Annotated in this window: 12 protein-coding genes; 11 read left to right on the top strand and 1 reads right to left on the bottom strand. The window is 66.8% G+C overall.

Annotated elements, in window-relative coordinates:
• Window positions 1-87 precede the first annotated feature (87 nt).
• From OG266_RS13745 to OG266_RS13695, 11 genes are all read left to right on the top strand, one after another.
• Complete coding sequence (locus OG266_RS13745; protein WP_266454229.1) at window positions 88-1,467, top strand: MraY family glycosyltransferase; 1,380 nt, start codon at window positions 88-90, stop codon at window positions 1,465-1,467.
• A 297-nt stretch (window positions 1,468-1,764) separates the two neighbouring features.
• A complete protein-coding gene (locus OG266_RS13740; RefSeq protein WP_266454222.1) occupies window positions 1,765-2,202 on the top strand; it encodes a hypothetical protein in 438 nt (145 codons plus the stop codon).
• Window positions 2,203-2,427: 225 nt separating this feature from the next.
• Window positions 2,428-3,249 carry a F0F1 ATP synthase subunit A gene (gene atpB / locus OG266_RS13735; RefSeq protein ID WP_266454218.1) on the top strand — a complete coding sequence of 274 codons (822 nt, stop codon included), beginning with the start codon at window positions 2,428-2,430 and terminating at the stop codon, window positions 3,247-3,249.
• A 76-nt stretch (window positions 3,250-3,325) separates the two neighbouring features.
• A complete protein-coding gene (locus OG266_RS13730; protein ID WP_067273352.1) occupies window positions 3,326-3,562 on the top strand; it encodes a F0F1 ATP synthase subunit C in 237 nt (78 codons plus the stop codon).
• 41 nt (window positions 3,563-3,603) lie between these two features.
• Window positions 3,604-4,149 carry a F0F1 ATP synthase subunit B gene (locus OG266_RS13725; RefSeq protein ID WP_371545850.1) on the top strand — a complete coding sequence of 182 codons (546 nt, stop codon included), beginning with the start codon at window positions 3,604-3,606 and terminating at the stop codon, window positions 4,147-4,149.
• Complete coding sequence (locus OG266_RS13720; protein ID WP_371545848.1) at window positions 4,146-4,967, top strand: F0F1 ATP synthase subunit delta; 822 nt, start codon at window positions 4,146-4,148, stop codon at window positions 4,965-4,967. The genes OG266_RS13725 and OG266_RS13720 overlap by 4 nt, the downstream gene beginning before the upstream one ends.
• 130 nt (window positions 4,968-5,097) lie before the next feature.
• Window positions 5,098-6,690 carry a F0F1 ATP synthase subunit alpha gene (gene atpA / locus OG266_RS13715; RefSeq protein ID WP_266454209.1) on the top strand — a complete coding sequence of 531 codons (1,593 nt, stop codon included), beginning with the start codon at window positions 5,098-5,100 and terminating at the stop codon, window positions 6,688-6,690.
• 20 nt (window positions 6,691-6,710) lie between these two features.
• Window positions 6,711-7,625, top strand: coding sequence for a F0F1 ATP synthase subunit gamma (locus OG266_RS13710; protein WP_266454207.1), 915 nt, complete (start codon window positions 6,711-6,713; stop codon window positions 7,623-7,625).
• The gene (atpD, locus tag OG266_RS13705; RefSeq protein WP_266454206.1) at window positions 7,625-9,061 is read left to right on the top strand and encodes a F0F1 ATP synthase subunit beta; all 1,437 of its coding nucleotides are present in this window, start codon (window positions 7,625-7,627) and stop codon (window positions 9,059-9,061) included. Before OG266_RS13710 ends, atpD begins: the two co-directional genes overlap by 1 nt.
• Window positions 9,062-9,204: 143 nt before the next feature.
• Window positions 9,205-9,579 carry a F0F1 ATP synthase subunit epsilon gene (locus tag OG266_RS13700; RefSeq protein WP_266454205.1) on the top strand — a complete coding sequence of 125 codons (375 nt, stop codon included), beginning with the start codon at window positions 9,205-9,207 and terminating at the stop codon, window positions 9,577-9,579.
• 138 nt (window positions 9,580-9,717) lie between these two features.
• On the top strand, window positions 9,718-10,164 hold the full coding sequence (locus tag OG266_RS13695; protein ID WP_266454203.1) for a DUF2550 domain-containing protein: 447 nt from the start codon (window positions 9,718-9,720) through the stop codon (window positions 10,162-10,164).
• An 18-nt stretch (window positions 10,165-10,182) separates the two neighbouring features.
• Here OG266_RS13695 and OG266_RS13690 read toward each other — a convergent pair whose 3' ends face one another.
• On the bottom strand, window positions 10,183-12,027 hold the full coding sequence (locus tag OG266_RS13690; RefSeq protein ID WP_329545450.1) for a glycoside hydrolase family 18 chitinase: 1,845 nt from the start codon (window positions 12,025-12,027) through the stop codon (window positions 10,183-10,185).
• Window positions 12,028-12,091: the final 64 nt, after the last annotated feature.

Genomic DNA, 12,091 nt, shown 5'->3' with positions numbered 1-12,091 from the left:
ATCGTCGCTACCCGGAAGTCCCCATCCGTATGCGTGCATCGCTAAGGTGTGGGGCTCAGATGGCCAGCGAGACCTGTGGGGAAGCCCGTGCGTGAATACCTGCTGACGCTCTGTGTGACGGCCGCGGTGACGTATCTGCTGACAGGGCCGGTGCGGAAGTTCGCGATCGTGGCCGGAGCCATGCCGGAAATCCGTGCGCGCGATGTGCACCGAGAACCCACTCCGCGCCTCGGCGGCATCGCGATGTTCATCGGCCTGTGCGCCGGCCTGCTGGTCGCCGACCACCTGGAGAACCTCAGCGACGTCTTCGCGAACTCCAACGAGCCGCGGGCCCTGCTCTCCGGGGCCGCGCTGATCTGGCTGATCGGTGTCCTGGACGACAAGTTCGAGATCGACGCCCTGATCAAGCTGGGCGGCCAGATGATCGCGGCCGGCGTGATGGTCATGCAGGGTCTGACGATCCTGTGGCTGCCCATCCCGGGTGTCGGTCTGGTCGCGCTCACCCAGTGGCAGGGCACCCTGCTCACCGTCGCGCTCGTCGTCATCACCATCAACGCGGTGAACTTCGTGGACGGCCTCGACGGTCTCGCCGCCGGGGTGGTGTGCATCGCGTCCGCCGCGTTCTTCCTGTACGCGTACCGCATCTGGTACAGCTACGGCATCGAGGCCGCCGCCCCGGCGACGCTCTTCGCGGCGATCCTGATGGGCATGTGCCTGGGCTTCCTGCCGCACAACATGCACCCCGCCCGGATCTTCATGGGCGACTCCGGCTCGATGCTCATCGGCCTTGTGCTCGCCGGCGGCGCCATCTCCATCACCGGGCAGATCGACCCCGACGTGATGAACCTGTTCTCCGGCTCCGAGCGGAACACCGTGCACCAGACGGTGCCCGTCTTCATCCCGCTGCTGCTGCCGCTGACGATCATCGCGATCCCGGCCGCCGACCTGGTGCTCGCCATCGTGCGGCGCACCTGGCGCGGACAGTCCCCGTTCGCGGCCGACCGCGGGCACCTGCACCACCGCCTCCTGGAGGTCGGGCACTCGCACAGCCGCGCGGTCATGATCATGTACTTCTGGTCGGCGCTGATCTCCTTCGGCGCCCTCGCGTACTCGGTCAACTCGGGGGCCATGTGGAGCGTGCTCGGCATCATGGGGCTCAGCGCGGTCGGTCTGGTCCTGCTCCTGCTGCCGCGCTTCACTCCGCGTGCCCCGCGCTGGGCCGAGAGCTTCGTGCCGCCCCGCTACCGCCGCAGGAAGGTCACCGCCGCCCTGCTCGAAGCGGAGGAGGCCGTGCCGGCCGCCGTCGCGTACGGGACGGGTGCTCCGGCCGCCGAGGAGGACGGTGCCCACGAGCACCGCACCCCGGTTGTGGCAGGAGTCTCAGGTGTGTCAGGAGTCAACGGGGCGACGGCAATTGGCGCCCGTTCGCGCTTCCTGGATCGGGGTAAAGCCGGGTCGTCGCGCTGACGGCAAAGTAAGAATCTTGCAAGAGGCATGCGCCCTCGCGCGTCGGCAAACCGCCCCAATACCAGACAACTTGGCTCTCTGAATGCACAGACGCGCACCTTCACTCTCATGTGTGACAGCGAGCACACCAACCAGGTAAAGACCTCATCAAATAGTTTGTGATACGGTTCACGAGAACCCGGGACGGAGCCGAAGGACCTGAGAGAGACGGTCCCTTGGCGTGAGGTTCTCTCTCAGCCCGGGATTACGCTCGTCCATGACGACACCCTGCCCCCCTTAGCAAGCGGAGTTGCCGCCATGCCGTCCAATGACGTCCGGATTCTCCTTCAAGCCGCTGTGCCCACAGCTGCCGTCGGCGCGATTGCCGCCGTTGTCAGTGGTGTGGTTGCCGGTGGCAAGGGAGCGATCGGGGCGATCGTCGCGACGCTGGTCGTGATCCTCTTCATGGGCATCGGGCTCTACGTTCTGCAGCGCACTGCCAAATCGCTTCCGCACTTGTTCCAGGCGATGGGTCTGATGCTCTACACGGCACAGATTCTTCTGCTGTTCATCTTTGTCGCCGCGTTCAAGAACACGACGCTGTTCAACCCCAAGGCCTTCGCCATCTCGCTCGTCGCCGCCACCCTCGCGTGGATCGGTGCACAGGCGCGTGCCCAGATGAAGGCCAAGATTCTCTACGTCGAACCCGAGTCTTCGAAGGGCGACAAGCCCGAAAAGACAGGGCACTCGTCGTGAGGGGTAGGGCCGGGATAAGCGAGCGTAGGAACCCCTGCTATCGTCCGGTGCCAACTGCGGCATCGCGGGCGCGGGCATCTGAGCTGACGCCTGCTCAAACGCGAGGCTTGATGCCCCACAGCCGCCCCCACATCCGTAACACCAGTCCAGTGCCGAACCGCGGCTGCGCGCCGCGCCGACACAACGAGGTTGCCGTACCTATGCGCCACGCTGAAGGAGCCCGCGGTGAGTGCTGACCCGACGCAGGTGCTCGCCTTTGAGACCGACTGCCACATCTTCGACGGCTGTGGCTTCCCCGCTCCCGGGCTGCACTCGTTCCTGTTCGAGCCCCTTGTGGGCGATGCGGACAGCAGCGTCTATTTCAACAAGACGATGCTCCTGGCGCTGCTCGGCTCCGTCATCATCATCGGTTTCTTCTGGGCCGCCTTCCGTAAGCCGAAGGTCGTCCCGGGCAAGCTGCAGATGGTTGCCGAGGCCGGATATGACTTCGTCCGCCGCGGTGTCGTCTACGAGACGATCGGCAAGAAGGAAGGCGAGAAGTACGTACCGCTGGTCGTCTCGCTGTTCTTCTTCGTCTGGATGATGAACCTCTGGTCGATCATTCCGGTCGCCCAGTTCCCGGTGACGGCGATCATCTCGTATCCCGCGGTTCTCGCGGGGATCGTCTACATCGTGTGGGTCTCGCTGACCTTCAAGCGGCACGGATTCGTCGGGGCGTTCAAGAACTTCTCCGGCTACGACAAGTCGCTGGGCCCGGTTCTCCCGCTGGCCATGGGCATCGAGTTGCTCTCGAACCTGATCGTCCGGCCGTTCACGCACGCGGTGCGACTCTTCGCGAACATGTTCGCGGGCCACACCCTGCTGCTGCTGTTCACGATCGCCAGCTGGTACCTGCTCAACGGCCTCGGGATCGCCTACGCGGGCGTCTCGTTCGTCATGGTGCTTGTCATGACGGCGTTCGAGCTGTTCATCCAGGCCCTGCAGGCTTACGTCTTCGTGCTTCTGACCTGCACCTTCATCCAGGGCGCGCTCGCCGAGCACCACTGAGCAAACCCCCCTGTAAAACCCCCTAAGCGTCCGGTGGCCAACCTCCGCCGGTCCGTACAGAGAAGGAAGAATCAGCATGGCTGCCACTGAGACCCTCGCCGCCGTCTCCGGCTCCCTCGGCTCGATCGGCTACGGCCTCGCCGCCATCGGTCCTGGCGTCGGCGTCGGCATCATCTTCGGTAACGGCACCCAGGCCCTCGCTCGTCAGCCCGAGGCTGCCGGCCTGATCCGCGCCAACCAGATCCTCGGCTTCGCCTTCTGTGAGGCGCTCGCGCTCATCGGTCTGGTCATGCCGTTCGTCTATGGCGTGTGATCGTCGGATCCACGACAGCCCACTAGACGAAAGGCACTGATATGAGCCAGCTGCTCATTGTCGCGGCTGAGGAGATGGAAAGTCCCCTCATCCCGCCGATCCCCGAGCTCGTCATCGGCCTGATCGCCTTCGTCATCGTCTTCGGCTTCCTCGCCAAGAAGCTTCTCCCGAACATCAACAAGGTTCTGGAGCAGCGTCGCGAGGCCATCGAGGGCGGTATCGAAAAGGCCGAGGCCGCTCAGACCGAGGCCCAGAGCGTCCTCGAGCAGTACAAGTCCCAGCTCGACGAGGCCCGTCACGAAGCCGCGCGGCTGCGCCAGGAGGCGCAGGAGCAGGGCGCCACGCTCATCGCCGAGATGCGCGCGGAAGGCCAGCGGCAGCGTGAGGAAATCATCGCCGCCGGTCACACGCAGATCGAGGCGGACCGCAAGGCCGCGGCTCAGTCGCTGCGTCAGGACGTCGGCCAGCTGGCCACCGCCCTGGCCGGCAAGCTCGTCGGCGAGTCCCTCGAGGACAACGCCCGGCAGAGCCGCACCATCGACCGCTTCCTCGACGAGCTCGAGGAGAAGGCCGAGGCGGCTCGATGACAGCGCACGGAGCGAGCCGCGAGGCAACCGCAGCCGCACGTGAGCGTCTCGACGCGCTGACGGACAACACGTCTGTCGACGCGGCGCAGCTCGGCGACGAGCTGGCCGCGGTGACCGCGCTGCTGCACCGCGAGGTGTCGCTGCGCCGGGTCCTGACCGACCCGTCGCAGACCGGCGAGGCCAAGGCCGAACTGGCCGAGCGCCTGCTCGGCAGCCAGGTCAGCGGGACGACCGCCGATCTGGTGGCCGGTCTGGTGCGCTCGCGCTGGTCGCAGTCGCGTGACCTCGTGGACGCCCTCGAAGAGCTGGCCGACATCGCCGACCTCACGGCGGCGCAGCAGGCCGGCAAGCTCGACGATGTCGAGGACGAGCTGTTCCGGTTCGGCCGGATCGTCTCTTCCAGCACCGGGCTGCGCGCCGCGCTGACCGACCGTGCCGCGACGACCGCGGCCAAGAGCGAGCTGCTGCGCAGCCTGCTCGGCGGCCGGGCCGACGCGACGACCGAGCGTCTGGTGACGCGCCTTGTGACCGCGCCTCGTGGACGTAGCCTGGAAGCGGGACTCGAGTCCCTGTCCAAGCTCGCCGCCGAGCGTCGTGACCGCATGGTCGCCGTCGTCACCTCCGCGGTTCCGCTGAGTGACGGACAGAAGCAGCGCCTCGGCGCCGCTCTGGCGAAGCTCTACGGCCGTCAGATGCACCTCAACCTCGACGTGGACCCCGAGGTCCTCGGCGGAATCCAGGTGCAGGTCGGCGACGAGCTCATCAACGGCTCGATCGCGGACCGTCTCGCGGACGCCAGCCGCCGCATGGCCGGCTGACCCCAACTTCATACGTAGTACGCACCTACGGCCCTCGTTGGGCCGTGCAGAGGATTCACCTCTTTACAGGGGGGAGTCCCCATCCCCCCAAGTGAAACTTCGGGCCCAACAAGGAGAGCAGGGAACCCAGATGGCGGAGCTCACGATCCGGCCGGAGGAGATCCGGGATGCGCTGGAGAACTTTGTCCAGTCGTACAAGCCGGACGCGGCCTCGCGCGAGGAGGTCGGTACGGTCACCGTCGCCGGCGACGGTATTGCCAAGATCGAGGGTCTCCCCTCGGCGATGGCGAACGAACTGCTGAGGTTCGAGGACGGAACCCTCGGTCTCGCGCTGAACCTGGAAGAGCGCGAGATCGGTGCGGTCGTCCTCGGCGAGTTCAGCGGTATCGAGGAGGGCCAGCCGGTGCAGCGCACCGGTGAGGTGCTCTCCGTCGCCGTGGGCGAGGGTTACCTCGGCCGCGTCGTCGACCCGCTCGGCAACCCGATCGACGGCCTCGGCGAGATCGAGACCACCGGACGCCGCGCCCTCGAGCTGCAGGCTCCGGGCGTCATGGTCCGCAAGTCGGTGCACGAGCCGATGGAGACGGGCTACAAGGCCGTCGACGCGATGACCCCGGTCGGCCGCGGCCAGCGTCAGCTGATCATCGGCGACCGTCAGACCGGCAAGACCGCGCTGGCCGTCGACACGATCATCAACCAGCGCGACAACTGGCGCTCGGGCGACACCAAGAAGCAGGTCCGCTGCATCTACGTCGCCATCGGTCAGAAGGGTTCGACCATCGCCTCCGTGCGTGGCGCCCTCGAAGAGGCCGGCGCGCTGGAGTACACGACCATCGTCGCCGCCCCGGCGTCCGACCCGGCCGGCTTCAAGTACCTTGCGCCGTACACCGGTTCGGCCATCGGCCAGCAGTGGATGTACGAGGGCAAGCACGTCCTCATCATCTTCGACGACCTCTCGAAGCAGGCCGACGCCTACCGCGCCGTGTCCCTGCTGCTCCGCCGTCCGCCGGGGCGCGAGGCCTACCCCGGTGACGTCTTCTACCTGCACTCCCGTCTCCTTGAGCGCTGCGCGAAGCTCTCCGACGACATGGGCGCCGGTTCGATGACGGGTCTGCCGATCGTCGAGACCAAGGCGAACGACGTGTCGGCGTTCATCCCGACCAACGTCATCTCCATCACCGACGGTCAGTGCTTCCTGGAGTCCGACCTGTTCAACGCCGGTCAGCGTCCGGCCCTGAACGTCGGTATCTCGGTCTCCCGCGTCGGTGGCTCCGCCCAGCACAAGGCGATGAAGCAGGTTTCCGGCCGACTCCGTCTGGACCTCGCCCAGTACCGTGAGCTGGAGGCGTTCGCCGCCTTCGGGTCCGACCTGGACGCGGCGTCGAAGTCGCAGCTGGAGCGCGGTCAGCGCCTGGTCGAGCTGCTCAAGCAGCCTCAGTACCAGCCGATGGCCACCGAGGACCAGGTCGTCTCCGTGTGGGCTGCCACCACCGGCAAGATGGACGAGGTCCCGGTCGCCGACATCCGTCGCTTCGAGACGGAGCTGCTCGAGTACCTGCACCGCAAGGAGCAGGGCCTCATGACCTCCATCAAGGAGGGCGGCAAGATGTCGGACGACACCCTCACCGCCATCGCGGACGGCATCGCGGACTTCAAGAAGCAGTTCGAGACCTCGGACGGCAAGCTTCTCGGCGAAGACGCTCCGGCCGCCGCGGCCAAGTGACGACGGAAGGGACCTGACTCATGGGAGCCCAGCTCCGGGTCTACAAGCGTCGTATCAAGTCCGTCACCGCGACCAAGAAGATCACCAAGGCGATGGAGATGATCGCCGCCTCGCGTGTCGTCAAGGCGCAGCGCAAGGTGGCGGCCTCCGCGCCGTACGCGACCGAGCTCACCCGCGCGGTCACGGCGGTCGGCACCGGCTCGAACACCAAGCACCCGCTGACCACGGAGGCGGAGACGGCGACCCGTTCCGCGGTGCTCCTCCTCTCGAGCGACCGCGGACTGGCCGGCGCCTTCAACTCCAACGCCATCAAGGCTGCCGAGAGGCTGACGGCACGCCTTGAGGCGGAGGGCAAGGAGGTCGACACGTACATCGTCGGCCGCCGCGGTCTGGCCCACTACAACTTCCGCGAGCGCAAGGTCGTGGAATCGTGGTCGGGCTTCACCGACGAGCCCACCTACGCGGACGCGAAGAAGGTCGCGGGTCCGCTGATCGAGGCCATCGAGAAGGACACGGCCGAGGGCGGCGTGGATGAACTCCACATCGTCTACACCGAGTTCGTCTCGATGATGACGCAGAACGCGGTCGACGGCCGTCTGCTGCCGCTGCGCCTCGAAGAGGTTGCGGAGGAGGCGCCCAAGGGCGAGATCCTTCCGCTGTACGAGTTCGAGCCGTCGGCTGAGGACGTCCTTGACGCCCTGCTGCCGCGGTACGTCGAGAGCCGTATCTACAACGCGCTGCTCCAGTCGGCTGCCTCCAAGCACGCCGCCACGCGCCGCGCGATGAAGTCGGCGACCGACAACGCGGGAGACCTGATCACCATGCTCTCCCGTCTTGCCAACGCGGCCCGCCAGGCCGAAATCACCCAGGAAATCAGCGAGATCGTCGGTGGCTCCGCAGCCCTGGCCGACGCGACCGCGGGGAGTGACAAGTAATGACGACGACAGTTGAGACGGCCGTTGCCACGGGCCGCGTCGCCCGGGTCATCGGCCCGGTCGTCGACGTGGAGTTCCCCGTCGACGCGATGCCGGACATCTACAACGCCCTTCACGTCGAGGTGGCCGACCCGGCCAAGGACGGCGAGAAGAAGACGCTGACCCTGGAGGTCGCCCAGCACCTGGGTGACGGCCTGGTCCGCACGATCTCCATGCAGCCCACCGACGGTCTGGTCCGCCAGGCCGCGGTCACCGACACCGGCGCGGGCATCTCCGTCCCGGTCGGTGACTTCACCAAGGGCAAGGTGTTCAACACCCTCGGTGAGGTGCTGAACTCCGACGAGAAGTACACGGGCGAGCGCTGGACCATCCACCGCAAGGCCCCGCGCTTCGACGAGCTCGAGTCGAAGACCGAGATGTTCGAGACCGGCGTCAAGGTCATCGACCTTCTCACCCCGTACGTCAAGGGTGGAAAGATCGGTCTGTTCGGCGGTGCCGGTGTCGGCAAGACGGTGCTCATCCAGGAGATGATCTACCGCGTCGCCAACAACCACGACGGTGTCTCCGTGTTCGCCGGTGTCGGCGAGCGCACTCGTGAGGGCAACGACCTCATCGAGGAGATGTCCGAGTCGGGCGTCATCGACAAGACGGCGCTTGTCTTCGGTCAGATGGACGAGCCCCCGGGCACCCGTCTCCGTGTGGCCCTTGCCGGTCTGACCATGGCGGAGTACTTCCGCGATGTGCAGAAGCAGGACGTGCTGTTCTTCATCGACAACATCTTCCGCTTCACGCAGGCCGGTTCCGAGGTCTCGACCCTGCTCGGCCGTATGCCCTCCGCGGTGGGCTACCAGCCGAACCTGGCCGACGAGATGGGTCTCCTCCAGGAGCGCATCACCTCGACCCGTGGTCACTCGATCACCTCGATGCAGGCGATCTACGTCCCCGCGGACGACCTGACCGACCCGGCCCCGGCCACCACGTTCGCCCACCTCGACGCGACGACGGTTCTCTCCCGTCCGATCTCCGAGAAGGGCATCTACCCGGCCGTGGACCCGCTGGACTCCACGTCCCGCATCCTGGACCCCCGCTACATCGCGGCGGACCACTACGCGGCCGCGATGCGCGTCAAGTCGGTCCTTCAGAAGTACAAGGACCTTCAGGACATCATCGCGATCCTCGGTATCGACGAGCTGGGCGAGGAGGACAAGCTCACCGTCCACCGCGCCCGTCGCGTGGAGCGCTTCCTGTCCCAGAACACCCACGTCGCCAAGCAGTTCACCGGCGTCGACGGTTCGGACGTTCCGCTGGACGAGTCGATCGTGGCCTTCAATGCGATCATCGACGGCGAGTACGACCACTTCCCGGAGCAGGCGTTCTTCCTCTGCGGTGGCATTGAGGACCTCAAGAAGAACGCCAAGGAGCTCGGCGTCTCCTGAACGGTCTCCTGACCGAGTACTGCTTCTTGGTGAGGGGGCGGGGTCGCACCTCGCGGGGTGCGTCCCGTCCCCTCCCGTACGCCTACTAGACTTTGACCCAACACCCGGCGGCAACGACCGGGTGGTGACCCGAGGAGCCCACCTTGGCTGCTGAGCTGCATGTCGAGCTCGTCGCCGCGGACCGCAGTGTCTGGTCCGGCGAGGCCACCCTGGTCGTCGCGCGTACCACGTCCGGCGACATCGGCGTCATGCCCGGTCACCAGCCGCTGCTCGGTGTGCTGGAGTCGGGCCCGGTGACCATCCGTACGAGTGATGGTGGAACGGTCGTCGCCGCGGTGCACGGCGGTTTCATCTCGTTCGCGGACAACAAGCTGTCGCTGCTGGCCGAGATCGCCGAGCTGTCGGACGAGATCGACGTCCAGCGTGCGGAGCGGGAGCTCGAGCGCGCGAAGGCGGAGGGCGATGCCTCCGCCGAGCGTCGCGCGGACGTCCGTCTGCGAGCGGTGTCGACGCACTGAAACCAGCGCGCGACAGGAAGTGACTCAGCCGCGGCCAGGACCGGAGCTTGCTCCGGACCGGGTCGCGGCTGAGGCGATGCCGGTGCTTTTTTCCGTTTCATTACCTGCTTTACCTAGGAGACGAGGAGGTCGGTGTCGATGGTCCTCGCTCTGACTGTGTGCGGTTTGGTAGTGGCGCTCGTGGTGGTCGGCCTGTTCGTCTTCGGCCTCCGCCGCCGGCTGATCCAGCGCTCCGGCGGCACCTTCGACTGCAGCCTGCGCTGGGACGTGCCCGAGAAGACCGACACCAACGGCAAAGGCTGGGGCTACGGCGTCGCCCGTTACAACAGCGACCGCATCGAGTGGTACCGCGTCTTCTCCTACGCCCCCCGCCCGCGCCGCGTCCTGGAACGCTCGGCGATCGAGGTGGCGGGCCGCCGTGCCCCGGAGGGCGAGGAGGAGCTGGCGCTGCTCTCCGACGCGATCATCCTCGCCTGTCTGCACAGGGGTACGCGTCTCGAGCTGGCGATGAGCGAAGACGCGCTGACCGGATTTCTCGCGTGGCTTGAAGCAGCCCCGCCCGGTCAGCGCGTCAATGTGGCTTGATCTTCTTACTTAACTTGCTTAGCCGAGACCGTTCTTGATGGCGCTCACGAGTTCACCGTTCGAGGTGTCACCGCTGAACTCCCAGAAGAACGCGCCGCCCAGACCCTGGGCGTTGGCCCAGGCCATCTTCGTGCCGATGGTGGCCGGGGTGTCGTAGCTCCACCAGTTGTTGCCGCAGTACGCGTACGCCGTGCCGGCGATGGTGCCGGTGGACGGGCAGGACGTCTTGAGGACCTTGTAGTCCTCGATGCCCGCCTCGTACGTGCCCGGTGCCGCGCCGGTCGCCGTGCCGCCAGGGGTGGCCTGGGTGACGCCGGTCCAGCCGCGGCCGTAGAAGCCGATGCCGAGCAGCAGCTTGTTGGAGGGCACGCCCTTCGACTTGAGCTTGGCGATCGCGTCGGCCGAGTTGAAGCCTGCCGTCGGGATGCCGGTGTATGAGGTCAGCGGGGAGTGCGGGGCGGTCGGGCCGGTGGGGTTGAAGGCGCCGAAGTAGTCGTACGTCATCACGTTGTACCAGTTGAGGTACTGGGCGGCGCCGCCGTAGTCGGCCGCGTCGATCTTGCCGCCGGAGGAGCCGTCGGCGGTGATGGCCGCGGTCACCAGGTAGTTGCTGCCGAACTCCGTGCGCAGTGCCGAGGTCAGCGTCTTGAAGGAGCTGAAGCCGGAGGTGTCACAGGTCAGGCCGCAGGCGTTCGGGTACTCCCAGTCGATGTCGATGCCGTCGAAGACATCGGCCCAGCGCGGGTCCTCGACCAGGGCCTTGCAGGACTGGGCGAAGGCGGTGGGGTTGGCCGCGGCCTGGGCGAAGCCGCCCGAGTAGGTCCAGCCGCCGAACGACCAGAGCACCTTGATGTTCGGGTACTTGGCCTTCAGCTGGCGCAGCTGGTTGAAGTTGCCGCGCAGCGCCTGGTCCCACGTGTCGGCCACGCCGCTGACGGAATCGGCGGCGGTGAACGCCTTGTCGGTGGCGGCGTAGGAGTCGCTCATCACGCACTGCCCGTTCGTGACGTTCCCGAACGAGTAGTTGATGTGCGTGATCTTCGAGGCGGAGCCGGACGTGTCCAGGTTCTTGACCTGGTAGTTGCGGCCGTAGATGCCCCACTCGGTGAAGTAACCGAGGTTGACCTTGCCGCCGGTCGGCGGGGTCGTGGTGCCGCCGGTGGTGGTCACGGAGACCGCGCCGCTCGCCGGACCGGTCTGGTCGGCGGTGTCACGGGCCTTGACCGTGTACGAGTAGGTGGTGCCGGCGGTCAGGCCGGTGTTCGAGTACGAGGTGCCCGTCACCGTGGCGACCGTGGCGCCGTCGCGCAGGACGTCGTAGTTCTTGATGCCCTTGTCGTCGGTGGCCGCGGACCAGGACAGGTTCACCGAGGTGTTGGTGATGGCGGACGCGGTCGGGGTGCCGGGCGCGGAGGGCAGCGCGTCGCCCGGGACCGGCGGGGTGGTGGTGCCGCCGTCACAGGAGCCGCCGTTGAGAAGGCAGTTGGAGGGGGCGCCGGTGCCCGCGCCGTTGAAGCCGAAGGAGACGGAGGCGCCTGCTGCGAGGGTGCCGTTCCAGGACTTGTTCTTGGCGGTCCAGTGGGTGCCGGAGGACGTGACGTCCGCGTCCCAGGCCGAGGTCACGGACGTACCCGAGGGGAAGTCCCACTCGACCGTCCATGAACTGATGCTCGTGGTCCCGGTGTTCTTGACCGTCCACTTGCCTTCGAAGCCGGTGCCCCAGTCCTGGGTCTTGGCGTACGTGGCGGTGGCGCTGGTGGCTGCCTGGGCGGGGCTCGCGAGGCCGACCATGGCGGCGAACGGGAGCAGCAGGGTGGTGAGACCTGCCACGGCTCTCTGTCTGGCTCGGTTTCTGAAGCGCATCCGCGGTCCTCCGGGGGATTTAGTGAGGTGCGCAGGACAATAGAAAGGTCTGGACCATAGGTCA

The sequence above is a fragment of the Streptomyces sp. NBC_00554 genome, assembly GCF_041431135.1.
Classification (GTDB): domain Bacteria; phylum Actinomycetota; class Actinomycetes; order Streptomycetales; family Streptomycetaceae; genus Streptomyces.
This window is presented reverse-complemented; position numbering and strand designations above follow the sequence as displayed.